General features: G+C 64.8%; 24 protein-coding genes. 14 read left to right on the top strand and 10 right to left on the bottom strand.

Annotation, left to right across the window (positions count from 1 at the left end; translation table 11 throughout):
- Positions 1-2 precede the first annotated feature (2 nt).
- Positions 3-875 (bottom strand): MBL fold metallo-hydrolase, encoded by an 873-nt coding sequence (locus AXZ77_RS00985; RefSeq protein WP_098409692.1) that lies wholly within the window; start codon positions 873-875, stop codon positions 3-5.
- Positions 876-1,038: 163 nt separating this feature from the next.
- On the opposite strand from AXZ77_RS00985, the gene AXZ77_RS00980 reads away from it, so the two are divergent.
- Both AXZ77_RS00980 and AXZ77_RS00975 read left to right on the top strand, forming a co-directional pair.
- Positions 1,039-2,214, top strand: a complete 1,176-nt coding sequence (locus tag AXZ77_RS00980; protein ID WP_078550877.1) for an acetyl-CoA C-acyltransferase family protein — start codon at positions 1,039-1,041, stop codon at positions 2,212-2,214.
- Positions 2,215-2,357: 143 nt separating this feature from the next.
- Positions 2,358-4,571 carry a response regulator gene (locus AXZ77_RS00975; RefSeq protein ID WP_098409691.1) on the top strand — a complete coding sequence of 738 codons (2,214 nt, stop codon included), beginning with the start codon at positions 2,358-2,360 and terminating at the stop codon, positions 4,569-4,571.
- Here AXZ77_RS00975 and recQ read toward each other — a convergent pair.
- Both recQ and AXZ77_RS00965 read right to left on the bottom strand, forming a co-directional pair.
- Positions 4,568-6,631: a DNA helicase RecQ gene (recQ, locus tag AXZ77_RS00970; protein ID WP_098409690.1), complete on the bottom strand. Its 2,064-nt coding sequence runs from the start codon at positions 6,629-6,631 to the stop codon at positions 4,568-4,570. The two genes, AXZ77_RS00975 and recQ, sit on opposite strands and share 4 nt — an antisense overlap.
- Positions 6,631-6,930 (bottom strand): YggT family protein, encoded by a 300-nt coding sequence (locus AXZ77_RS00965; RefSeq protein WP_075775346.1) that lies wholly within the window; start codon positions 6,928-6,930, stop codon positions 6,631-6,633. Before AXZ77_RS00965 ends, recQ begins: the two co-directional genes overlap by 1 nt.
- A gap of 127 nt (positions 6,931-7,057) precedes the next feature.
- On the opposite strand from AXZ77_RS00965, the gene AXZ77_RS00960 reads away from it, so the two are divergent.
- The 9 genes from AXZ77_RS00960 to dxs all read left to right on the top strand — a co-directional run bounded on the left by AXZ77_RS00960 (position 7,058) and on the right by dxs (position 15,481).
- Positions 7,058-7,591 (top strand): acyl-CoA thioesterase, encoded by a 534-nt coding sequence (locus AXZ77_RS00960; RefSeq protein WP_098409689.1) that lies wholly within the window; start codon positions 7,058-7,060, stop codon positions 7,589-7,591.
- 103 nt (positions 7,592-7,694) lie between these two features.
- Complete coding sequence (locus AXZ77_RS00955; protein ID WP_098409688.1) at positions 7,695-9,050, top strand: MFS transporter; 1,356 nt, start codon at positions 7,695-7,697, stop codon at positions 9,048-9,050.
- Complete coding sequence (gene mepA / locus AXZ77_RS00950) at positions 9,047-9,943, top strand: penicillin-insensitive murein endopeptidase (RefSeq protein WP_098409687.1); 897 nt, start codon at positions 9,047-9,049, stop codon at positions 9,941-9,943. The genes AXZ77_RS00955 and mepA overlap by 4 nt, the downstream gene beginning before the upstream one ends.
- Positions 9,916-10,845 carry an esterase-like activity of phytase family protein gene (locus AXZ77_RS00945; protein ID WP_098409686.1) on the top strand — a complete coding sequence of 310 codons (930 nt, stop codon included), beginning with the start codon at positions 9,916-9,918 and terminating at the stop codon, positions 10,843-10,845. The genes mepA and AXZ77_RS00945 overlap by 28 nt, the downstream gene beginning before the upstream one ends.
- Positions 10,846-10,932: 87 nt before the next feature.
- Complete coding sequence (locus tag AXZ77_RS00940; RefSeq protein WP_098409685.1) at positions 10,933-11,565, top strand: queuosine precursor transporter; 633 nt, start codon at positions 10,933-10,935, stop codon at positions 11,563-11,565.
- Positions 11,566-11,914: 349 nt separating this feature from the next.
- Entirely contained in the window at positions 11,915-12,310 is a 396-nt protein-coding gene (locus tag AXZ77_RS00935; protein WP_098409684.1) for a c-type cytochrome, read from the top strand.
- Positions 12,311-12,435: 125 nt separating this feature from the next.
- Entirely contained in the window at positions 12,436-12,672 is a 237-nt protein-coding gene (locus AXZ77_RS00930; protein ID WP_078522293.1) for an exodeoxyribonuclease VII small subunit, read from the top strand.
- Positions 12,673-13,539 carry a polyprenyl synthetase family protein gene (locus AXZ77_RS00925; protein ID WP_098409683.1) on the top strand — a complete coding sequence of 289 codons (867 nt, stop codon included), beginning with the start codon at positions 12,673-12,675 and terminating at the stop codon, positions 13,537-13,539. It abuts the gene before it with no gap.
- A 19-nt stretch (positions 13,540-13,558) separates the two neighbouring features.
- Entirely contained in the window at positions 13,559-15,481 is a 1,923-nt protein-coding gene (gene dxs / locus AXZ77_RS00920; protein WP_098409682.1) for a 1-deoxy-D-xylulose-5-phosphate synthase, read from the top strand.
- A gap of 42 nt (positions 15,482-15,523) precedes the next feature.
- Here the strand turns inward: dxs and AXZ77_RS00915 are convergent, their stop codons facing one another.
- From AXZ77_RS00915 to mbfA, 5 genes are all read right to left on the bottom strand, one after another.
- Positions 15,524-16,141: an HAD family phosphatase gene (locus AXZ77_RS00915; protein WP_098409681.1), complete on the bottom strand. Its 618-nt coding sequence runs from the start codon at positions 16,139-16,141 to the stop codon at positions 15,524-15,526.
- A complete protein-coding gene (locus tag AXZ77_RS00910) occupies positions 16,134-16,592 on the bottom strand; it encodes a YaiI/YqxD family protein (RefSeq protein WP_098409680.1) in 459 nt (152 codons plus the stop codon). Before AXZ77_RS00910 ends, AXZ77_RS00915 begins: the two co-directional genes overlap by 8 nt.
- Positions 16,589-17,419, bottom strand: coding sequence for an S-formylglutathione hydrolase (gene fghA, locus AXZ77_RS00905; RefSeq protein ID WP_098409679.1), 831 nt, complete (start codon positions 17,417-17,419; stop codon positions 16,589-16,591). Before fghA ends, AXZ77_RS00910 begins: the two co-directional genes overlap by 4 nt.
- A 10-nt stretch (positions 17,420-17,429) precedes the next feature.
- On the bottom strand, positions 17,430-18,347 hold the full coding sequence (locus tag AXZ77_RS00900) for an AEC family transporter (protein ID WP_083076389.1): 918 nt from the start codon (positions 18,345-18,347) through the stop codon (positions 17,430-17,432).
- Between the two features lie 199 nt (positions 18,348-18,546).
- Positions 18,547-19,524: an iron exporter MbfA gene (gene mbfA / locus AXZ77_RS00895; RefSeq protein WP_098409678.1), complete on the bottom strand. Its 978-nt coding sequence runs from the start codon at positions 19,522-19,524 to the stop codon at positions 18,547-18,549.
- Between the two features lie 155 nt (positions 19,525-19,679).
- On the opposite strand from mbfA, the gene AXZ77_RS19440 reads away from it, so the two are divergent.
- Entirely contained in the window at positions 19,680-19,844 is a 165-nt protein-coding gene (locus AXZ77_RS19440) for a hypothetical protein (RefSeq protein ID WP_157771528.1), read from the top strand.
- Here the strand turns inward: AXZ77_RS19440 and AXZ77_RS00890 are convergent.
- On the bottom strand, positions 19,841-20,746 hold the full coding sequence (locus AXZ77_RS00890) for a rhodanese-related sulfurtransferase (RefSeq protein WP_098409677.1): 906 nt from the start codon (positions 20,744-20,746) through the stop codon (positions 19,841-19,843). The two genes, AXZ77_RS19440 and AXZ77_RS00890, sit on opposite strands and share 4 nt — an antisense overlap.
- A gap of 98 nt (positions 20,747-20,844) precedes the next feature.
- On the opposite strand from AXZ77_RS00890, the gene pncA reads away from it, so the two are divergent.
- On the top strand, positions 20,845-21,444 hold the full coding sequence (pncA, locus tag AXZ77_RS00885; protein ID WP_098409676.1) for a bifunctional nicotinamidase/pyrazinamidase: 600 nt from the start codon (positions 20,845-20,847) through the stop codon (positions 21,442-21,444).
- Positions 21,445-21,447: 3 nt separating this feature from the next.
- The gene (pncB, locus tag AXZ77_RS00880; RefSeq protein WP_098409675.1) at positions 21,448-22,755 is read left to right on the top strand and encodes a nicotinate phosphoribosyltransferase; all 1,308 of its coding nucleotides are present in this window, start codon (positions 21,448-21,450) and stop codon (positions 22,753-22,755) included.
- 4 nt (positions 22,756-22,759) lie between these two features.
- Here pncB and AXZ77_RS00875 read toward each other — a convergent pair whose 3' ends face one another.
- Positions 22,760-24,241 carry an inorganic phosphate transporter gene (locus AXZ77_RS00875; RefSeq protein WP_255266381.1) on the bottom strand — a complete coding sequence of 494 codons (1,482 nt, stop codon included), beginning with the start codon at positions 24,239-24,241 and terminating at the stop codon, positions 22,760-22,762.
- Positions 24,242-24,280 lie beyond the last annotated feature (39 nt).

Raw genomic sequence — 24,280 nt, 5'->3', positions numbered from 1 at the left:
CGTTACCGCGGCTCGAAATAGTCGAGCGGGATTTTCAGGTAAGACCGCCCGTCCGCCTCGGCCTCGGGCTTGCGCCCGCCGCGGATATTCACCTGCAACGCGGCCAGCATCAGCTTGGGCAGCGGCAGGGTCGCATCACGCGCTTCGCGGGTCTTGATGTACTCCTCGCGGGTGATGCCGTCCTTGACGTGCTTGTTGTGCTTGCGGTGATCGGCGACGGTCGCGCCGGTCTGCGGCTCCTTGCCCTCGCCCGGATAGTCGTGCCCGATGAACAGCCGCGTCTCGGCGGGCAGATCGAGGATCGCCCGGATCGAATCCCACAGCTCGGCCGCAGATCCGCCTGGGAAATCCGCCCGGCTCGTACCGCTTTCGGGCTGCATCAGCGTATCATGCACGAAGGCCGCATCGCCCACGACATAGGTGATCGAGGCCAGCGTATGCCCGGTCGACAGCATCACCTTCACGTCGAGATTACCGATCCTGAACGTCTCGCCCTCGGCGAACAGGTGATCCCATTGCCGCCCGTCCTGCGGCAGCTCGGGCGTGTTGTAGATCTCGGCCCAGAGGCTTTGCACCTTGCGCACGCGCTCGCCGATGCCGCGCTTGGCGCCCAGTTTCTCAGCCAGCCACACGGCGGAGGAAAAGTGGTCGGCATGGGGATGCGTATCGAGCACCCACTCCACGTCGATCCCCTCGGCCTTGACGTAATCAAGAATTTTCTCGGCGTTGCCCAGCGTCGTGGCGCCCGCCTGATGGTCGTAATCCCAGACCGGATCGACCACGGCCCCCTTCATCGTATCGGGGTCGTGAAAGACGTATTGCCAGCTTCCGGTGGGTTTATCCCAGAACCCTTTGACGATCGGGTTGGCAGTCATGTCGGCCTCCTAGTCATATTCGTTTTCTAGAATGTGTCCCCTTGGCCGAGAGTTTCAACCCACCGCCCGGCCAAATGACGTCTCGTCATAACCGCTTGGCCCTGCTGGCGCGGGGTCAGCCCATTCGCTACCCTCTCGCCGACCCAAACATTGGAGGCTACCCATGACCGGTATCGTCATTCTCTCCGGCACCCGCACGCCTATCGGCACGTTCGGCGGCACGCTGTCCGGCTTCGCGCCGATCGACCTCGCCACCCATGTCTCGAAAGAGGCGATCTCGCGGGCGGGCGTGTCGGCGGACAAGATCGGTCAGGTGGTCTTCGGCCATATCATCAACACCGAACCGCGCGACATGTATCTCAGCCGCGTGGCGGCGGTGAATGCAGGCGTCCCGGTCGGCACGCCCGCGATGAACGTGAACCGTCTTTGCGGCTCCGGCGTGCAGGCGGTCATCTCGGCAGCGCAGATGCTGATGATGGGCGATGCCGATTTCGCGCTGGCCGGCGGCGCCGAGGTGATGAGCAAATCGCCCTATATCCTGCCCGCTGCCCGCTTCGGTCAGAAGATGGGCGACGCGAAGATGCTCGACATGATGACCGGCGCGCTGTCGTGCCCCTTCGGCACCGGCCATATGGGCGTGACCGCCGAGAACGTGGCCGCCGAGTGTTCGATCTCGCGCGAAGAGCAGGACGCCTTCGCGATGGAAAGCCAGGAGCGCGCGGCCAAGGCCATCTCCGAGGGGCACTTCAAGGAAGAGATCGCCCCCGTCGAGATCACCACGCGCAAGGGCACGACCGTCTTCGACACCGACGAGCACCCGAAACAGACGAGCCTCGAGAAGCTTGGCTCGCTCAAGCCGGTCTTCCAGAAGGACGGCTCGGTCACGGCGGGCAACGCCTCGGGCATCAATGACGGTGCGGCGGCGCTGGTTCTGGCCCGCGAAGAGGCCGCGAAAGAAGCAGGCCTGACCCCGCGCGCCAAGATCACCGGCTACGCCATCGCGGGCGTGCGCCCCGAAGTGATGGGCCTCGGCCCGATCCCCGCCGTGCGCGCGCTGCTGGAAAAGACCGGCATGCAGGCCTCCGATTTCGACTGGATCGAGAGCAACGAAGCCTTCGCCTCGCAGGCGCTGGCCGTCTCGCGCGAGCTGGGTCTGGATGCGTCGAAGGTGAACCCCGATGGCGGCGCGATCGCGCTCGGCCACCCGGTCGGCGCCACCGGCGCGATCCTGATCGTGAAGGCGCTGCACGCGCTGGAGCGCACCGGCGGCAAGCACGGCCTCGTCACCATGTGCATCGGTGGCGGCCAAGGCATCGCGCTGTCGATCGAGCGTCTCTGAGACTCGACCTTTGAAGGTCAAGCGGGCGGGCAATCCATAGCAATTTAAGGATTTTCCCGCCCGCCCCTCATCGCGGTTAACCCGCCTTTCACGCAGCACTGCAACTCTGCCTCCCGGACCATACGGGGGGCATTGCCGCGTCCATGCACAAGGCGATCGCAGAGAAACTGGCACAGGAACGCCGCGGGCGACTCGCGGCGGAAAAGCTGTTGGAGCAGAAGCGCCAGGAGCTGTTCGCCGCCAACCAGAAGCTGGCCCAGCACGCGCGCATGCTCTCCGATCAGGTGGTGGAGCAGCGCGAGGGCCTCGCCCGTGCGCTGAGCGAACGCGAAACCTTGCTGGGCGAAAACAGCCGCGTGCGCAACGATCTCGAACGGGCCAATTCGCTCGCCCAGATCGCGCAGGCGCGGCTCTGGCATGCGGTCAATTCGATCTCGGACGGCTTCGCGGTCTTCGACAGCGACCTGCGCCTCGTCGCCGCCAACCAACTGTTTCTGGGCTTTTTCGAAGGGGAAATCGCGATCGGCCTCGGCGTTTCCTATGACGAGGTGACGCGCATCGCGGCAGAAAGCGGCTTCTTCGACCTGCAGGGGCGCGATCCGCTCGATTGGCATTTCAAGATGTGCGAACGCATCCGCCGCACCGAAATCCCCCCAATGGAGCTACGCACGCAGGATGGCCGCTGGTTCCGGCTCAACGACACATGGGGCGCGCAGGGCGATCTGGTCACCTTCGCGCAGGATATCACCAGCGCCGTCGCGCGCGAGGTCGAACTGCGAGAGGCCCGCGACCGGGCGGAGGCGGCGAACCGCGCGAAATCCGCCTTCCTCGCCAATATGAGCCACGAGATCCGCACCCCGATGAACGGCGTCGTGGGCATGGCCGACCTGCTGGCCGAGACCGATCTGACCGAGGAACAGCGCCTGTTCGCCGAGACCATCCGGTCTTCGGGCGAGGCGCTTCTGACCATCATCAACGACGTGCTGGATTACTCGAAGATCGAGGCGGAGCGGATGCGGCTTTACCCCGAACCCTTCGATCTCGAACGCTGCCTGCACGAGGTCATGGTGCTGTTGCAGCCCTCCGCCAAGGACCGCGAGGTGAAGCTGCTGGTGGATTACGACCTGTTTCTGCCCACCCGGTTCGAGGCCGATCCCGGGCGGATGCGGCAGATTCTGACCAACCTTCTGGGCAATGCGGTGAAGTTCACCGATGCCGGTCACGTCCTTGCCCGCGTCGTGGGGGTCGAACGCGAGGCCGGTCATTACGAGCTGCATATCACGGTCGAAGACACCGGCATCGGCATCGCGCCCGAACTGCTCGATCACGTCTTCGGCGAGTTCAATCAGGTCGAGGCCGAGAGTAATCGCAAATTCGAAGGCACCGGGCTTGGCCTCGCGATCACCCGCCAACTGGTGGAGCTGATGGGCGGCGAGGTCTGGGTGGACAGCGCGCCCGGCGAAGGCTCGTGTTTCGGCCTCAAACTGGTGCTGCCCCGCGCCGAACCAGTCGAACCGATCGACGCCCCCTCCCCGCCAATCACGCTGCGCGCGGCGCTGGTGGTCGACGATCTTCTGGTCAATCGCGTCATTCTGGAACGGCAATTGCAGACCTACGGGCTGGAGGTGACGCTTTGCCGCTCCGGCGAGGAGGCGTTGCAGGTGATCGAGGATGGCAGCGCCTTCGACGTGATCCTGACCGATCACCAAATGCCCGCACTCGACGGGGTGGCGCTCGCGCAGAGGCTGCGGGCGGATGGCGGTGACGTGCCGATCCTGCTTCTCAGTTCCGACCCGGAGGCGGCGAAGGCCGCGATGGGCGACGGTATCACCGGCTGTCTGCAAAAACCGGTGCTGCGCTCGGAATTGTTCCGCGCATTGCAGGACCTGTCGCGGGCGGCCGATGCCACGCCTGATCCGCCGCCGCCCGGCCCGCCACCAGACCTGACCGAGCGGCGCGCGATGCGCGTCCTCGCCGCCGAGGATAACCGCACCAATCAGCTGGTCTTTTCCAAGATGGTGAAGGATCTCGATATCGATCTGCGCTTCGCCAATAACGGCCACGAGGCGGTCGCGCTGTGGCGTAGTTTCCAGCCCGATCTGATCTTCATGGACATCTCGATGCCCGGCATGGACGGGCGCGAGGCAGCGCGCGAAATCCGGGCCGCGGAAGGCTCCGCGCATGTGCCGATCTGCGCGCTCACCGCCCATGCGATGGAGGGCGACAGCGAGGGCATCCTCGCCGCCGGGATCGACCACTACCTGACCAAGCCTCTGAAAAAGCGTGAGATTACCGAACGCATCCTGTCGGACCGCCCCGCAGATGCGCGCCCACCCGCGATCGACCAGCCCGCTTAGCGGTAGTCGGCCAGCACCGCGAGGAACGCCTCGGCAAAGCGGTCGAGCTTCGCCTCGGGCAGGTTCGAAATCCGGGCGAGGTCATCGCGCGAGCGTGGCTTCGTCTCGGCGATCTTGCGGATCGTCGAGGCCGAACAGGAGAGCGGGCGATCATAGCCATCCGCGCCGCGTTCGAGATTTCGTTGCGCATCGGCCAGACGGTCGTAGATCTCCCCCTCGGTCGAGCCTGCCAGCTTGCGGCGCAGCGGGTGCATCTCTTCCACCGCGCCCGCGATCACCTCCAGAAACTCCGTGCCGTAGCTTTCCAGCTTCTTCGCACCGACACCGCTGATCCCGGCCATCTCGTCGAGCGTTCCGGGACGTTTCTCGGCCATCTCGATCAGGGTGCGGTCGGTGAAGACGACATAGGCGGGCACGCCCTGCGCCTCGGCCAGCGCACGCCGCTTCGCCTTCAGCGCCGAGAGAAGCGGCGCGTCGTCGTCGCTCACCAGCGTCTTGACCACATGCTTGGTCTTCGCCTTCGCCACCAGATCGCGACGCAGGGTGATCGACTGCTCGCCGCGCAGGATCGGATGCGCGGTCTGGGTCATCACCAGCGCGCCGTGCCGCGACGCGTCGGGCCGGATCAGGTCATGCCCCATCATCTGCCGGAACACCGCCTGCCATTGCGGGCGGCTCAGATCGCGCCCGACCCCGTAGGTCGGCAGCTTGTCATGGCCCCATTGCTTGATCTTGTCGGTCTGCGAGCCCAGCAGGATCTCGATCAGATGCCCCGCGCCGAACCGCTCTTCCGAGCGCAGCGCGGCGGACAGAGCCTTGCGCACGGCCTCTGTCCCGTCGAACAGCTCGGGCGGCGTATCGCACAGGTCGCAATGCCCGCAGGGCGCGGCCTCTTCGCCGAAATAGCGCAGCAGCTTCACCCGGCGGCATTCGGTTGCCTCGGCCAGACCCAGCAGCGCGTTCAGACGTCCGTGATCGGCCTCCTTGCGCTCGGGCGGGGCCAGCCCCTCGTCGATCTGGGACCGGCGCAGCTTGATGTCGTCGGGTCCGTAAAGCGTCAGCGTCTCGGCGGCGGCGCCATCGCGTCCCGCGCGACCGATCTCCTGATAGTAAGCCTCGATGCTTTTGGGCAGATCGGCATGGGCGACCCAGCGGATATCGGGCTTGTCGACGCCCATCCCGAAGGCGACCGTCGCCACCACGATCAGCCCGTCTTCGCGCTGAAAGCGGGTCTCCACGGCGCGGCGGTCATCGGCCTCCATCCCGCCGTGATAGTGACAGGCCAGATGCCCGGCCTCGGACAGCGCTTTGGCCAAACTCTCGGTTTTCGCCCGCGTGCCGCAATAGACGATGCCCGACTGCCCTTTACGCGCGGCGGCGAAGCGCAGAATCTGTTGGCGCGGCTGATCCTTGGGCGAAAACGCCAGATGAATATTCGGACGGTCGAAGCCACGCAGGAAGCTTTCCGGCGCCTGCCCGTCGAACAGGCGCGTGACGATTTCGGTCCGGGTTTCCTCATCCGCAGTCGCGGTGAAAGCCGCGAGCGGCACGCCGAGGCTGCGGCGCAGCTCGCCGATGCGCAGGTAATCGGGCCGGAAATCATGGCCCCATTGGCTGACGCAATGCGCCTCGTCCACCGCGATCAGGCTGACGCCCGCGCGTTTGAGCAGATGCTGCGCCCCGCCCGAGGCCAGACGTTCGGGCGCCATGTAGAGAAGCTTCAGCCGCCCCTCATCGATCGCGGTGAAGACCTCCTCGGTCTCCTCCTCGGTATTGCCCGAGGTCAGCGCGCCCGCCTCGACGCCCGCCTGCCGTAGCGCGCGGACCTGATCGCGCATCAGCGCGATCAGCGGCGAGATCACCACCGTCACGCCCTCGCGCGCCAGCGCAGGCAATTGATAACACAGCGATTTACCGCCACCCGTCGGCATGATCGCGAGCACGTTCCGGCCCTCGATCACCGCTCGCACGATCTCTTCCTGACCGGGCCGGAAGGCGTCGAACCCCCAGACCCGCGCCAGTAGCTCTGCGGGGGCTTCGGCTGCCGCAGCCGCTGGCATCAGAAGCTGTTGCCGTAGAAGAAGGCCGCGTTGTTGAACAGCGCCTGACGGATGATGATCAGGATGATGAAGGCCACCAGCGGCGCCAGATCGAGCCCGCCCGTGTCGGGCAGGAAGCGCCGGATGCGCCCGTAGATCGGCTCCAGCAGGTTATTCAGACCGAACCAGATTTGCGCCACCAAGGGTTGGCGCAGGTTCAGCACCTGAAAATTGATCAGCCAGCTCATGATGATATGGGCGATCATGACGAACCAGATGACGTTCAGGATCAGCACCAGGGCCTGAAAGAGCGTGACCATCGAAACCTCCGCTTTGGATCGCAAAGACAGGTAAGCGAGGCGCAGCCCCATTGCAACCGCAGGCTGGCGCGCATTTTCCGTAACGTCTCTCTTGACCGCCCCGCTGCGGCGCAGCACCTCTGGGCGCATGTATCCCGTTATCCGCATGGCCAAAGAGATCGTGAAGTTCCGCAACGCCCCGGCGTTGCCGATCACGGGCACCCATGTCAGCCAGCATATCTGCTGGCCGTGGGACATCGACCTGTGGATGGAGCTCAACAACGGGCGCACGCTGACGCTCTTTGATCTGGGGCGGATTCCGCTCGCGATCCGCACCGGGCTCTGGGATGCGCTCAAGCGCAACAAATGGGGCATCGTGGTCGCCGGGAACACCACGCGCTATCGCCGCCGGGTGCAGGCGTTCCAGAAAATCGAGATGCGCTCGCGTTGCCTCGGCTGGGACGATCGCTGGATCTGGCTCGAACATGCGATGTTCACGAAGGACGGAGACTGCACATCGCATGTGCTGATCCGCGGCGCCGTGACCTCCAAGAAAGGCATGATCCCGCCCGCGCAGGTTCTGGCCGAGATGGGGCAGGATGCGACCTCGCCGCCACTTCCCGAATTTGTGACCGCGTGGGCCGAGGCTGACCACATGCGCCCGTGGCCGCCGCAGATGTAACACTGCCGCCAGCGCGGCATGTCTAAACCGTCGAAACCCTTGCCAGACCGTCGCTTTTCGGGCTTGATCGCCGCAATTACTAGCGCGGCGGGGAGAGGGCGACATGATCACGGCGAAGAAACGCATCTGGGGCTGGTGGTTCTTCGACTGGGCGAGCCAACCCTATAACACGCTGCTGGTCACCTTCATCTTCGCCCCCTTCGTGAAAGACCTGATGGGCTCGGGCACGGCGGCGCAGACCGTCTGGGGCTACGGCGTCGGCATCGCCGGGATCCTGATCGCGCTCGGCTCGCCCTTCCTCGGCGCGGTCGCGGACCGCTCGGGACGGCGAATGCCGTTCATCTGGGTCTTCTCGGTGATGTATGTGCTGGGCGCCTGGGGCCTGTGGTATGCGGTGCCGGGCGATTTCAAGCTGATGGCGATCATGATCAGCTTCGCCATCGGCATGATCGGCATGGAATTCGCGACCACCTTCACCAATGCGATCCTGCCTGACCTCGGTCCTCGCGAAGAGATCGGGCGCATCTCCGGCTCTGGCTGGGCATTCGGCTATATCGGCGGGATGATCACGCTGTTCATCATGCTTCTGCTGCTGCAGGCGAGCCCGACGACCGGCAAGACGATGCTGGGGATCGACCCGCTCTTCGGCCTCGACGTCGCCACGCGCGAGGATACCCGCGCGGTCGGGCCGCTCACCGCGATCTGGTATGCGGTCTTCATGATCCCCTTCTTCCTCTGGGTGCGCGAGCCGCGCAAACCCGACGCGCTGCCCATCGGCACGGCGCTGCGCGGCGCTTGGCCCGAACTGCGCGCGACGCTGAAGGCGCTGCCGCGCCGGCGCTCGCTGACCTCGTTCCTGCTCAGCTCGATGTTCTACCGCGACGCGCTCAACGGCATCTACACTTTCGGCGGGCTCTATGCGGCGGGCGTGTTGAACTGGTCGATCACGCTGATCGGTCTGTTCGGCATCCTCGGCACGATCACCGGGGCGACCTTCGCATGGCTCGGCGGCAAGGCCGATGACCGCTGGGGGCCGCGCACGGTGATCATCACCTCGCTGGTCGTGCTGACGCTTGTGGTGATCGGCATCGTGATGATCTCGCGCGAAAGCGTCTTCGGCATGGCCGTCACCCCCGACAGCAAACTGCCCGACATCGCTTTCATGGTGCTGGGCGGGATGATCGGGGCCTGCGGCGGCGCGCTGCAATCGGCCTCGCGCACGATGATGGTGCGTCAGGCCGACCCCGAAAAGATCACCGAGCATTTTGGCCTCTACGCGCTTTCGGGCAAGGCCACGGCCTTCATCGCCCCGCTCGCGATCGGGATCACGACGCAGATAAGCGGAAATCAGTCGACGGGCATCACGCCGATCATCGTTCTTTTGCTTTTGGGCCTGGTCCTGCTAGGATTCGTGAGAAGTCACGGAGACCCTGCGCCCGAAGGACCCCCCTCATCATGATCGCGAAATTCCTCGTCGCCGCTCTTTCTTTCAGCCTTTTCGCCACACCCGGATTTTCCGAACCGCTCGCCCGCCAACTTTTCGGCTCCAAGGCGAACGCTTCGGCGCAGGCGCCTTCGGCCATCGGGTTTTACTCGCGCGGCTGCGCCGCGGGCCTCCAGCGCATGCCCGAGACCGGGCCGACCTGGCAGGCGATGCGGCTGTCGCGCAATCGCAACTGGGGCCAGCCCGCGATGCTGACCTACCTGCAGGACCTGTCGCGCTACGCGGCCTCGCTGCCGGGCTGGAACGGTCTCTATATCGGCGACATTTCCCAGCCGCGCGGCGGTCCGATGACCGGCGGCCATGCCAGCCACCAGATCGGGCTCGACGCCGATATCTGGATGCTGCCCGCGACGAACCTGCATCTCAGCCGCGCCCAGCGGGAGAAAATCTCCTCGATCTCGGTGCGCACCCGCGACCAGCGCCACACCAATTCCAACTGGACGCCGCAGCATCTCGCGCTGATGCGCCACGCCGCCGCCGATCCGCGCGTCGACCGCATCTTCGTGGCCGCCGCCGTGAAAATCGCGATGTGCAACACGGTGCCGCGCAACGATCGCGCATGGCTACAGAAGATCCGTCCGATGTATGGTCACAACACCCATTTCCACGTCCGCCTGAAATGCCCGCCCGGGGCGCGCTATTGCGAGACGCAGAAGCCGACTGTGGCGCAGCTGTCGAAGGGAGGCGATGGCTGTGACGAGACGCTGAACTGGTGGGTGACCGATTATCTCAACCCGCCGAAGACCGCGGCCAAGCCCAAGCCGAAAGGGCCGCCGAAGAAAAACGCGAAAACCTATGTGATGTCGGACCTCCCCTCCCAATGCCGCGCCGTTCTTACCTCGCGCTGATTGCAGGTGCGGGACTGGCCATTCTCGGAGGGCTCGCGCCCGCCGGGCCGCATCCCCGCGCGCAATTCCTGCAAAGCTTTCACTGGACCATGCCGGGCGTGAGCGTCTTCGGCGGGTTCTCAGGGCTTGAGCTGGGGCCGGACGGGCGCGATTTCGTCACCCAGTCGGACCGCACGACGATCTGGCGCGGGCAGCTGGATCGTGACGCGCAGGGTCGGATCAGCGACGTCGAGATCACCGACGGGCCGAACTGGCTGCACAGTTCCAAGGGGCGCGTGCTGAACCGGCATCAAGGCGACAGCGAGGGGCTGGCGCTGGCGCCGGACGGCTCGGTCTATATCTCCTTCGAGGGTCTGGCGCGGGTGTCGCATTTCCCGACCGACGGCGGTCCGGCCGAATTGCTGCCGCGTCCGGATGCTTTCTCGAAGATGCAGAACAATTCCTCGCTCGAGACGCTGGCGATCGACGATCAGGGCACGCTCTACACGATGCCCGAACGCTCGGGTGCGAAAGACAGGCCCTACCCGGTCTGGCGCTATCGCGACGGCAAATGGGATCAGCCCTTCGCCATCCCGCGCTCCGATAACTGGCTGCCGGTCGGCGCGGATTTCGGCCCCGATGGCCGCTTCTACCTGCTGGAGCGCGACTTCTGGGGGCTTCTGGGCTTCCGCTCGCGCGTTCAGGTCTTCGACATCAACGGCGACTCGATCTCGGGCGGCGAGGTTCTTCTGGAAACCGGCGCCGGGCGTCACGACAATCTCGAAGGCCTCGCGGTCTGGCGCGACGACAGCGGCGCGATCCGCCTGACGATGATTTCCGACGACAATTTCCGGTTTCTGCAGCGCACCGAAATCGTCGAATACGTCCTGCCCGGCACACGCCGCACCGCCAAAAAGGATTGACGCAACGCGTTCGAGCGCGTATCGCGCGCCCTTGCCCGGAGGGTTCCGGGCCATGTCTCCGCTACCATGTAAAAACGGTTGAACATCATGACCCGCTATATTCCTGGCATCATTGCCATGGCCATCATCGTCGTGGCCTCGAACATCCTGGTGCAGTTCCTCGTCGGCGACTGGCTGACCTGGGGCGCCTTCACCTACCCCTTCGCCTTCCTCGTCAATGACGTGATGAACCGCGTCTACGGCCCGGGTGCCGCGCGCCGCGTGGTCGCCGCCGGTTTCGTCGTGGGCGTGATCTGCTCGCTCATCGGCAGCCAGATCATGCTGCAGGGCGACGGCTACACCTATCCGGCCGTCACGCTGCGCATCGCGCTCGGCTCCGGCGCGGCCTTCCTCGTGGCGCAGATGACCGACATCTTCGTCTTCGACAAGCTGCGCAATGGCGTCTGGTGGCGCGCGCCTGCGGTCTCGACCCTGATCGGTGCATCGCTCGATACGCTGATCTTCTTCTCGATCGCCTTCTCGGCCGCGCTGACCTTCCTCGAGCCGTCGAATGACGTGGCCTGGGCCAATGAGTCCCTGCCCCTGTTGGGCGTCGGACCGACGGTGCCGCTCTGGGTGTCGCTGGCCACCGCAGACTGGCTTGTCAAACTTGCCCTGACTTTGATCGCGCTGCTGCCTTTCAAGGCACTTGTTACGAAACTTTCTCCAAGGATTGCGTAATTTTTCTTGCCACACACAAAATCTGTGGCACGCTGTGGATAACGGCAACGCATGAAAGGAGGTGGTCCAGTGTCTAGAGTGATAGTGGAGAGAGGTGTCGGGACAGTGAGGGGGGCCGTGGCCTGAGGGCAAACCCTAGGGCAAAAAACCCTGACTGGGACGGCTGGTTCCTTCGGACCCTAACCGGACCATCTCCGTAGATCTCGGAGGGCCATCTCGAACAGAGATGGCCCTTTTCGTGGGGCGTTCCTTAGCAAAAAGGAGCGCCCTTCGTCATTGACGTCGATCATCGACTCGGTCCTATTTCGCGCTCAACCTTCCCAAGCGTCAACTTGTTTGGGAGGACACCATGCGCTTCACTTATATCATCGCTGCGGCCTGTCTCGCCGCGACCCCGGCCATCGCTCAGGACGGCGATGTCGGCAAAGCTCTCTACGGCCAGTATTGCGCCAGTTGTCATGGCGACGATGGCACGGGCACCGGGCCGATGGCCGAATATCTGAACGTGAAACCCGCCGATCTGACCGGCCTTGCCGCCGCCAATGACGGCGAGTTCCCGATGCTCAAGGCGATCCACATCATCGACGGACGTACGGGCGTGCGGGCGCATGGCGGGCCGATGCCGGTCTTCGGCGATGTGTTCATGGAACAGGGCGGGCATGGTGCGCCATATTACACCGACGTTCTGGCCACCCGCGGGCGCGTCCTTTCACTCGCGACCTATCTCGAGTCGCTTCAGAAATAGGCGATAAGACGTTCACGATAGCACTGGTCTCGCGGGGTGATCTCGACTCCGCGAGCCGGATATGGTTTGCAGGAACCCGGGCGTCAGAGCCTTATTGGACGACATATCACCGGGAATGCAGATTGATGAGCGATATTGACGCGTTGAGCTTCGAAGAGGCGATGAAGGCTCTCGAGGAAGTCGTGGGCAAACTGGAACATGGCGACGTGCCCCTGGACGAGTCGATCAAACTCTACGAGCGCGGTGCCAAGCTCAAAGAGCATTGCGCCAAGCTTCTGAAAGAGGCCGAGGCGCGCGTGGAGAAAATCACGCTCAATGCCGACGGCGCTCCGAAAGGCACGACCCCCGCCGAAGGTCTGTAAATGTTCGCCCCCCGCTTGAAAGAGGTGCAGACGACCGTTCAGGTCGCGCTCGATGCCGCCGTGGCGCGCCAGCCCGAGGGGCCGCTGCGCGCCCCGATGCATTACGCGCTGCAGGGCGGCAAACGCCTGCGCGCCTTCCTCGCGATCGAAAGCGCCGCGATCTTCGGCATCCCGGAGGCGCAGGTGATGCCCGCCGCCGCCGCGGTCGAGGCGCTGCACGCCTATAGCCTCGTGCACGACGACCTGCCCTGCATGGATGACGACGATCTGCGCCGCGGCCAGCCGACAGTGCACGTGAAATGGGACGAAGCGACCGCCGTGCTGACCGGCGACGTGCTGCAGACGCTTGCGTTCGAGCTTTGCGCCGATCCCGTCCTCGGCCCGGCAGAGCGGCGCATCGCGCTCAGCCTCGCGCTTGCGAAAGCCTCCGGCGCGGCTGGCATGGGCCACGGTCAGGCGCTCGACATCGCGGCGGAAAGTGCCACCGATCCGCTCTCGCTGAGCCAGATCACCGCGCTGCAGGCGGGCAAGACCGGGGCGCTGATCTCGTTCGCCTCGCGCACCGGCGCGATCCTCGCGGGCGAGGACGAGGGCCCCCTGAGCGATTTCGCCGATGCGGTCGGTCTGGCCTTTCAAATTCACGATGACATCCTAGATGTGACGGGTTGCGAAAAGGCCGCCGGGAAACGGGTCGGCAAGGATGCCGAGGCCGGAAAAGCCACCTTCGTCTCGCTGCTCGGCCTCGCCGGCGCGCGGCTCCGGGAAGGCGAGCTGATCGAGCAAGCCATCGACGCGCTTTCGCCTTACGGCGAGGAAGCGGAAAACTTGCGGGCCGCTGCGCGTTTCGTTATCTCCCGCGAGATGTAGCGCGCCTAGGGGGCAGCCAATGAGCGATAACCCGAACGACCAAACGGCCACGCCGCTCCTCGACAAGGTGCGACTGCCGTCCGATCTGAAAGGCCTTTCCGATCCCGAGCTGAAAACGCTCGCCACCGAGTTGCGCGCCGAGACGATCTCGGCCGTGTCGCAGACCGGCGGGCATCTGGGCGCGGGTCTGGGCGTGGTCGAGCTGACGGTCGCGCTGCATGCCGTGTTCGATGCGCCGCGCGACAAGATCGTCTGGGATGTCGGCCACCAGTGCTACCCGCACAAGATCCTGACCGGGCGCCGCGACCGCATCCGCACGCTGCGCACCAAGGGCGGGCTGTCGGGTTTCACAAAGCGTTCCGAGTCGCCCTACGATCCGTTCGGCGCGGGCCATAGCTCCACCTCGATCTCGGCCGCGACCGGCTTCACCATGGGCCGCGAGCTGGGCGCCGAGACCGGCGACGCGATTGCCGTGATCGGTGACGGCGCGATGTCGGGCGGCATGGCGTTCGAAGCGATGAACCACGCGGGCCACTTGGGCAAACGCATGTTCGTCGTGCTCAACGATAACGAGATGTCGATCGCCCCGCCCGTCGGTGCGCTGTCGTCCTACCTCACCCGGCTTTACTCCGAAGCTCCGCTGCAGGACCTGAAATCCGCCGCCAAGGGCGCGGTCGGCCTGCTGCCCGTTCCGTTCCAGGAAGGCGCGCGCCGGGCGAAGGAAATGCTCAAGGGCATCGCCATGGGCGGGACGCTGTTCGAAGAGCTGGGCTTCTCCTATGTCGGCCCGGTCGACGGCCACGACCTCGACCAGCTCCTGCCGCTTCTGCGCACGCTCAAGGCCCGCGCGACCGGCCCGGTTCTGATCCATGCGCTGACGAAAAAGGGCAAAGGGTACGGCCCCGCCGAGAGCCGTCCCGATGGCGGCCATGCCACCGCGAAATTCGATCTCAGCACCGGCGAGCAGAAGAAATCGCCCTCCAACGCGCCGAGCTACACCAAGGTCTTCGCCGAAAGCCTGATCAAGGAAGCCGCGAAAGACGAGAAGATCGTCGGCATCACCGCCGCCATGCCCGACGGCACGGGGCTCAAGCAATTCGCGGGCGTCTATCCGCGCCGCTGTTTCGACGTGGGCATCGCCGAGCAGCACGCCGTGACCTTCTCGGCCGGGCTCGCGGCCTCGGGGATGAAACCGTTCTGCGCGATCTACTCGACCTTCCTGCAGCGCGGCTACGACCAGATCGTGCATGACGTGGCGATCCAGCGCCTGCCCGTGCGCTTCGCCATCGACCGCGCCGGTCTGGTGGGCGCGGATGGCGCGACCCATGCGGGCTCGTTCGATGTGGGCTTCATGTCCTCGCTGCCCGGCATGGTCGTGATGGCCGCCGCCGATGAGGCCGAACTGGTCCATATGGTCGCCACCGCCGCTGCATATGACGACGGCCCGATCGCCTTCCGCTATCCGCGCGGTGAAGGCATGGGCGTCGACATGCCCGAAGAAGGCGTTCCGCTGGAAATCGGCAAGGGCCGGATGATCGCGGAAGGCGCGCGCGTCGCAATCCTGTCCTACGGCACCCGTCTCGCCGAAGTGCTGAAAGCGCGCGAGGCGCTGCAGGCCCGCGGCCTTGCGCCGACCGTCGCCGATGCACGTTTCGTCAAACCGCTCGACACCGATCTGATCGACCGGCTCGTGGCCGGACACGAGGCGCTGATCTGCATCGAGGAAGGCGCGATCGGCGGCTTCGGCAGCCATGTCGCGCAATACCTGTCGGATCAGGGCGTCTTCGATCACGGGTTCAAGTTCCGCTCGATGGTCCTGCCCGACACGTTCATCGATCACGCCTCGCCCGAGGATATGTATCACTCCGCGGGCATGGATGCACCGCAGATCGAGGCGAAGGTGCTCGAGCTTCTGGGCGTCGCGGTCGCGAAACGCGCCTGAGATAAGTTTTTCTTATTTCCGAGGCGGCTGCATAAGTTGAACTTATGCGGCCTCCGCCTCCTCCAGCAGCCCTTCTTCGACCAGCCGCCGCGCCCAGCCCTCCGGCCCGTCGAACAGATGCGTCTTCCAGCCAAACGTGTGCGCCGTCGCGATATTGTCGGCGCGGTCGTCGGTGAAGATCAGATCCGAGCCGGACAGCCCCGACGCCTCCTCGACCATCTGATAGATCTTCGGATCGGGCTTCGTGACGCCCATATGGCCCGAGATGAAATCCCGGTCGAAATCGCGCAGGAACGGGTAATGCGTGGCCGCGAAATCGTAGCTTTGAATCCCGAAATTCGTCAGGGAGAAAACCGGCATCCCCTTGGCCTGCAAGGATTTCATCAGGCGCAGCGAATGGGGGATCTCGGGGGCTGCCATCTCGATCCAGTCGTCGTGCCAGCGCCGGATCGCATCGCGCCAGCTCGGGTATTTCTCGGCCCATGCGTAGATCGTCTCGCGGAACGGCGCGCCGCGGTCGATCTCGTCATTCATCCCGTGCAGGTCGACCTCCGCGAACATCTGCTCGCGGGTCTCGCGCGGCATGATCCGGTCGTAATGCCGCTCCGGCTGCCATTCGATCAGCACGTTACCGATATCGAAGATAACTGCCTTAACCATTCTTAACCTCTCTTGCTGCCGCCCGCGCGACCCGGTCGAGCGCATCCGAGAACCGTGCCCGGTCGGCCTTGGAAAACGGTTTGCCGCCGCCCTGCCGGAACGGATCGGCAGAGCGCAGATCCGCCATCAAATCCCGTGTTGCCAGGACGTTACCGATATTGGCGGGCGTCAGCGCCTCGCCATCGGGACGCAGCACCCGCGCGCCGGCCTCGACGCATTTCGCCGCCAGCGGAATGTCGTTCGTGATCACCACATCGCCCACGGTCGCCCGCTCGGCGATATACATATCGGCCACGTCCGGCCCCTGATCGACATAGACCATCTCGACCAGCGGATTGGACGACGGCCGCAGCCCGCCATTGGAGACAAGCATCAGCTTGACCCCGAGACGGGTCGCGACCTTCTCGGCCTCGGCCTTCACCGGGCAGGCATCCGCGTCGACCCAGATCACGCCCAGAGCGCCTCGGCGTGGAACTCGATGTGATCGGGAATGAAGGTCGAGACGAAATAGTAGCTGTGATCGTAACCTTCCTGAATCCGGAAGGTGCCGGGCTGACGGCGCGCGGCCATCGCTTCGGCCAGCGCCTCGGGCTTCAGGAGATCGAGGAACTGGTCCGAGCCGCCCTGGTCGATCAGCACCTCGCCGTCGAACCCGCGTTCGCGCATCAGAAGCGTGGCATCATGCGCGGCCCATGCGGCCTCGTTGTCGCCCAGATAGGCGCTGAACTGCTTGCGACCCCAATCGCTTTGCGTCGGGTTCGCGATCGGCGCGAAGGCCGAGACGGACCTGAAACGCTCGGGCAGCGACATCGCCAGAGTCAGCGCACCATGCCCGCCCATCGAATGGCCGGTGATCGCCTGCCGCTCGGGGTCGATCTCGAACGCGGCGTCGATGGCGTTCGGCAGTTCCTCGGCGATGTAATCCCACATCCGGAAATGCGGCGCCCACGGGTCCTGCGTCGCGTTGACATAGAAGCCCGCGCCTTGGCCCAGATCGTAATCCTCGTGGTTGGCCACGCCCTCGCCGCGCGGCGAGGTGTCGGGGAACACCAGCGCGATCCCGTGCTCGGCCGCGAAAGCCTGCGCGCCCGCCTTGGTCATCGCGTTCTCATGGGTGCAGGTCAGTCCCGAGAGATACCAGAGCACCGGCACCGGACCGTCCTCGGCCTCGCGCGGCAGGAACAGCCCGAAGGTCATTTCGCAATCATTGACCTTCGACGCGTGCGAATAGACGCCTTGGACGCCTCCGAAACAGCGGTTTTCCGAGATCGTTTTCATCAAAGCCTCCTTAGCCGTGAACCCAGTGGATGACCGCCGGAACCGTGAGGATCGAGACGGCGGTCGAGACGAGGATGGCGGCCGAGACGCGCTGCGGTGCCACCCCGAAATGCTGCGCCAGAATATAGACATTGCCCGCGACAGGAAGGGCGGCGGCGGCGATCATCACGCCTGCAGCGAAGGGATCGACATCGAAGATCAGAAGCGAAGTGATCGCGATCGCGGCCGGGTGCAGGAAAAGCTTGCCGAAGGACAGCCAGACCGCCGGCGCGGGCTTCTCGGCCGATTTGCCCGCGAGCGAGGCGCCGATGGCGAACAGCGCGCCGGGCGTCGCGGCGGCGCCCAACAGCGTCACGAATTCCGACAGCGGGCCCGGCATCGGCAGCTTCAGCCCCGCCCAGGCGAGCCCTGCCACCATCGAGACGATCATCGGGTTCTTCACCAGCCCCAGCGCGATCGGCGCGAGCGAGACCTTCCCGTGCCGCGCGGCAGTGATGAAGATCGTGATGATCGAGGAAAACACGATCAGATCGCAGCTCAGCACCATCAAGACCGGCCCGACCGCCGCCGGTCCCAGCAGCACCACCAGCATCGGCACGCCGAGGAAGCCGGTATTGCCGGTCATCGAGGTATGCGCCTCCATCGCCGAGAGCGCGGTGGGCAGCTTGCGCGCCTTGGCGACGGCGAAAGTGATCAGCCAGACCGCGCCCGATCCGGTCAGATAGGCAAGGATGAACTGCGGATCGACAAGCGCGGCCAGATCGAGATTTGCGGAGAATTTGAACAGCATCGCCGAGAGCGCGAAGTAGAAGACGAATTTCGTCAGCCACGCGGTCGCCTCGGCGGTGAAAAAGCGGATCTGTCCGGCGAACCAGCCAAGCCCGATCAGGGCGAAAAACGGCAAGGTCTTCAGAAAGATCTCAAGCATGGCCAAGGGCTAGCATGCGCCTTTGGCAAGTGCCAGCTATGGAATGAGGTCTGCGCGCCCGTGGCGGGGTCGGGAAGCCTCCGGCGGGGAGATTTTTGCCAAGCCGAAAGCGAAGCGCCTGTTTTCGCCTTGGCTCAAATATCCCCCGCGGAGCGTCCCGCATGTGCCGCTGGCGCGCGGGGCGAAGGGAAAGTCAGCGTCAGCCGCCGCCGATCAAGACGCCGGCTGCGAAGACCAGCGCGCCGCCGAGCACGACCTGGAAGGCCGCGCGCAGGAAGGGCGTTTCCATGAAGCGGTTCTGGATCCAGGCGATGGCCCAGAGCTCGATGAACACGACGATGATCGCGATGGTGGTTGCGGTCCAGAAATCGGGGATCAGGTAGGGCAGCGCGTGGCCCAAGCCGCCAAGCATGGTCATCACGCCCGAGGCGATGCCGCGTTTGATCGGCGAGCCGCGGCCCGAGATCACGCCGTCGTCATGGGCGGCTTCGGTGAAGCCCATCGAGATGCCCGCGCCGACCGAGGCCGCGAGACCCACGAGGAAGGTGGTCCAGGGATTTTGGGTCGCGAAGGCGGTGGCGAAGATCGGCGCGAGGGTCGAGACCGAGCCGTCCATCAGCCCGGCGAGACCCGGCTGCACCCAGGTCAGGATGAACTGGCGATGGGCCTGACGGTCTTCCTCTTCCTTTTCGCTCTCGGGCAGATGCGTGCCGGTCAGCTCTTCGGCCTTCTTCTCGTGACCGAGTTCGGCCGCGGCGAGATCGCCCAGCAACTCGCGCGTGCTGGCATCGGAGCTGCGTTGGGCTGCGAGCGTGTAGAACTTGCCCGCCTCGCGCTCCATCGCCTCGGCTTCGCCACGGATCGTGTCGAGCGAGAGGTTCTTCGTGAGCCAGATCGGTTTGCGGTTGTAGAAGCCCGCGACATGTTCGCGGCGGATCAGCGGGATCACATCGCCGAAGCGGTCCGTGTGCCGGGCGATCAGGAGGCGGCGATGCTCGTCTTCCTCTCTTGCCATCTCGTCGAAGATCTTCGCGGAAGCCGGATATTCGGCGCGCAGATGTTCGGCATATTGGCGATAGATGCGTGCGTCGTCCTCCTCGGAGGAGATCGCGAGCGCAAGCACTTCCTGTTCAGTGAGATCGTCGAAACGGCGGCGTGACGCGAAACCGGGAAGCATGGGAGGCCCTCTTTTTTAGAACGGTTCTAAAATATGCAGAGTTGCGTCCAGCGCAAGGCAGTATTTCGAACTAATCAGTTCATTTAGTCTTGATTTCCGAACCGAACGGTTCATATTCAATTCCGAACCAAGTAGTTCAGTTATGGAGAACCGCTATGAAACGTCTCGCTTACGCCCTTGTTCTGTCTGTGTTTGGCGCAACCGCCGCATCGGCTGGCGTCGGGGATTTCTCGCTGCCGCGTCTGGACTTCCCGACCACCGGGGCTCCGACCGTCACGCAAGGCTGCAACGATCTGACGCAGGTCTGCGCGGATAATTAATCGCGTCCGAGATGCGCTTCGCCCCGTTCGGCGGCGAGGCGCATCTGACGTTCGCGCTCGCGGAAGCGGTCGCGATCGGCATCGGAATACTCGCCGATGCAGCGGTGACAGGAGACGCCTTCCTCGTAATCGGGATGGCGTTTGTCTTCCGCAGAGACCGGGCGGCGACAGGCGTGACAGCTGTCGTAATCGCCCTGTTTCAGCCCGTGGCGCAGGCTCACGCGCTGATCGAAGACGAAGCAATCGCCCTGCCAGAGCGAGCCGTCTTCGGGCATGTCTTCGAGATATTTCAGGATGCCGCCCTTGAGGTGATAGACCTCGGGCACCCCTTCCGAGAGCAGGAAATTCGTCGATTTCTCGCAGCGGATGCCGCCGGTGCAGAACATCGCGACGCGCTTGTTGTGGAAGCGATGCGCGTTGTCGCGCCACCATTGCGGAAATTCGCGGAAGGATTTCGTGCCGGGATCGATGGCGCCCTCGAAAGTGCCGATCTCGATCTCGTAATCGTTGCGGGTGTCGATCACGACCGTGTCGGGCGAGGAGATCAGCGCGTTCCAGTCCTGCGGCTCGACGTAATGGCCGACGCGGGCTTTCGGATCGATATCGGGCTCGCCCATCGTGACGATCTCGCGCTTGAGCCGCACCTTCATCTTGCCGAAGGGCATCTCGGCCGCCGCGCTTTCCTTCCATTCCAGATCGGCGCAGCCCGGCAAGCTGCGGATATGCGCCAGCACCGCGTCGATCCCTTCACGGGTCCCCGCGATGGTGCCGTTGATCCCTTCGCGCGCGATCAGGAGCGAGCCTTTCACGCCATGCGCGCAGGCGATCTTCGCCAGCGGGGCCTTGAGGGCCTCGGGAGACTCGAACCGGGTGAAATGGTAAAGGGCGGCAACGGTGAACATAGGCCCCGCATTAGCGCCGTGCGGGGGCGTTAGGCAAGAGCCGTTGACCATGTGGGGCCCGCGCCCTACCCATGGAGAGACCCTGCGGGAGAGACAAAATGACCAAAGCCCTGATCGTGATCGACGTGCAAAACGATTTCTGCCCTGGCGGCGCGCTGGCGGTATCGGGGGGCGACGAGATCGTGGCGCGCGTGAACACGCTGATGACCGAGTTCGACACCGTGGTGCTGACGCAGGATTGGCACCCAGCTGATCACGCCTCTTTCGCGAGCCAGCACGAGGGGGCCGCCCCCTTCACGCAGGTGCATATGGAATACGGGCTGCAGACGCTCTGGCCCGCTCATTGCATGCAAGGTTCCAAAGGGGCGGAGTTCCACCCCGATCTGGCCGTGGACCGCGCGCAGCTGATTATCCGCAAGGGGTTCCGGCGCGGCGTCGACAGCTATTCAGCCTTCTTCGAGAACGACCACAAGACGCCGACCGGGCTTGCGGGCTACCTGCGCGACCGGGGCGTCGAGGACCTGACCTTCGTGGGGCTCGCCACCGATTTCTGCGTCGCGTGGTCGGCGCTGGATGCGGCGAAGCTGGGCTTCCGCGCGACCGTGATCGAAGGCGCCTGCCGGGCGATCGACCTCGACGGCTCGCTGCAGGAGGCGCATAGCGAGATGCGCTCTGCCGGTGTGAAGCTGGAGGCCTGATCCATGGTCGACATCGCGAGCCGCGTCTATAACCACAAGTGGAAGATCGACCCGATCGTGCGATCCCTGATCGACACGGATTTCTACAAGCTGCTGATGTGTCAGTCGATTTTCCGCAATAAGCCGGAGACGCAGGTCAAGTTCAGCCTGATCAACCGCAGCAAGTCGATCCGGCTGGCGGAGTTGATCGACGAGGCGGAACTGCGCGAGCAACTGGATTATGCGCGCTCGCTGAAACTGTCGCGCGGGGAGAGCACCTGGCTGCGCGGCAACACGTTTTACGGCAAGCGGCAGATGTTCCGCTCGGATTTCATGGAGTGGTTCGAGGGCTATCAACTGCCGCCCTACCATCTGGAAAAGCGCGACGGGCAATATGAGCTGACCTTCGAGGGCAAGTGGCACGAGGTTATGCTCTGGGAGATTCCGGCGCTCGCGATCCTGATGGAGTTGCGCGGCCGGGCGGTCCTGAACACGATGGGGCGGTTCGAGCTGCAGGTGCTCTACGCGCGCGCGATGACGAAGGTCTGGGAGAAGATCGAGGCGCTGCGCGAGCTGGACAACCTGCGGATCGCGGATTTCGGCACCCGGCGGCGGCACAGCTTCCTGTGGCAGGACTGGTGCGTGCAGGCGATGCTCGAAGGGCTGGGCGATGTCTCGGAAGGGGGCGCGTTCACCGGCACCTCGAACTGTCTGGTCGCCATGCGCCGCGACATCGAGGCGGTGGGCACCAATGCGCATGAGATGCCGATGGTCTATGCGGCGCTGACCGATAGCGATGCGGAACTGGCAAAGGCGCCTTACAAGGTGCTGGCCGATTGGCACGAAGAGCATGACGGCAACCTGCGCATCATCCTGCCCGACACCTATGGCACGAAGGGGTTCCTCGACCACGCGCCGGATTGGCTGGCGGGCTGGACCGGCATCCGCATCGATTCGGGCGATCCGGCGACGGGCGCGGAGATCGCGATCGACTGGTGGAAAGCGCGCGGCGAGGACCCGCGCCAGAAGCTGGTGATCTTCTCGGACGGGCTGACCGTCGACAAGATCCGCGAGTTGCACGCACAGTTCGCAGGCCGGGTGAAGGTCAGCTTCGGCTGGGGCACGCTGCTGACGAACGATTTCCGCGGGCTCGTGCCGAATGACGCGCTCGCGCCGTTCAGCCTTGTCTGCAAAGCGGTCGAGGCCGACGGGCGCCCGACGGTGAAACTGTCGGACAATCCCGCGAAGGCGATGGGCCCGGAGGAGGAGATCGCCCGCTACAAGCGCGTGTTCGAGGTCGGCCAGCAGCAGGCGATGAAGGTCATGGTCTGAGCGGTCAGGTGATCGCGTTCAGGATCAGGTAGACCACCGCCGAGAGTGCGGCCGAGGCCGGCACCGTGACGATCCACGCCGTGGCGACCGTCATCATATGCGAGCGGCGCACCAGCAGGCGGCGCTTGCGCTCTTCCGGCGGGACGGGCTTGCCCTTGCGGATGCCCAGCTCGCGGGCGCGTTTCTCGGCATGCCATTCGCGATAGAACCCGACGCCGAAGATGCCGCCGACCGCGATATGGGTCGAGGAGACCGGCAGGCCCAGCCAGGAGGCCACGATCACTGTGATCGCCGCCGAGAGCGCCACGCAATAGGCGCGCATCGGGTTGAGCTTGGTGATCTCGTTGCCGACGAGGCGGATCAGCTTGGGTCCGAACAGGAGCAGGCCGAAGGAAATCCCCAGCGCGCCCACGGCCATCACCCAGAACGGGATGCCGACCTGCGCGGCGATATCGCCCTGCTCGACCGTATGCACGATGGCCGCGAGCGGGCCGACCGCATTGGCGACGTCATTCGCGCCATGGGCGAAGCTCAGCAGCGCGGCAGAGACGACGAGCGGCAGGCCGAACAGCGTCTTGAGCGACTTCTTGCGGTTCTCCATCCCCTCGGATTGGCGGCGGATCATCGGGATCGTGACGAGCCATCCAATGGCACCGACGACGAGGCCGATCAGGACCGCTTCGACAATCGTTATCTTGAAGAGGTGCTTGAGACCCTTGAGCGCGAGATAGGCGGCGAAGGCCCCCGACATGATGCCGATCAGGATCGGCACCCATCGGCGCGCGGCGGCGATCTTGTCGTCGACATAGATCACCTTCGTCTTGATCAGTGCGAGGAAGGCCGCCGCGATTACGCCGCCCATGACCGGAGAGATCACCCAGCTTGCCGCGATCTTCGCCATCGAGACCCAATCGACAGCCCCGAAGCCCGCGGCCACGATGCCCGCGCCCACGACGCCGCCGACGATGGAGTGGGTGGTCGAGACCGGCGCGCCGAGCCATGTCGCGAGGTTCAGCCACAGGGCCGCGGCCAGCAGGGCCGCCATCATCGCCCAGACGAAATGCCCGGAATCGGGCAAGGCGGTCGGATCGATGATGCCCTTCGCAACGGTTTTGACGACATCGCCGCCCGCGACGAGCGCGCCCAGGCTTTCGAAGATGGCGGCGACGATCAGCGCCCCGATCAGCGTCATCGCACGCGAGCCCACGGCGGGGCCCATGTTGTTGGCCACGTCATTGGCGCCGATGTTCAGCGCCATATAGGCCCCGATCGCAGCGGCGGCGATCACCACCAGCTGGCCGGGCTGCCCGCCCACCAACACGGCCGCCACCAGACCGACGAGCACGATGAAGGCCAGCGCGATCCCCGGCGCGACCATGCCGCGCGCCACGAATTGCCCGGCACTTTCGACGCGCCCGATCCGCTTGAGATCCTTGTCGAGCGTTTTCCACTGATTGACGCGGGACTCGTTGTCTTGATTGGCCACCGTCACGAACCTGTCATCTAATTGTCAGAAGTCCGCGCG

The organism is Thioclava sp. ES.031 (genome assembly GCF_002563775.1).
Taxonomy (GTDB): Bacteria; Pseudomonadota; Alphaproteobacteria; order Rhodobacterales; family Rhodobacteraceae; genus Thioclava.
This window is presented reverse-complemented; position numbering and strand designations above follow the sequence as displayed.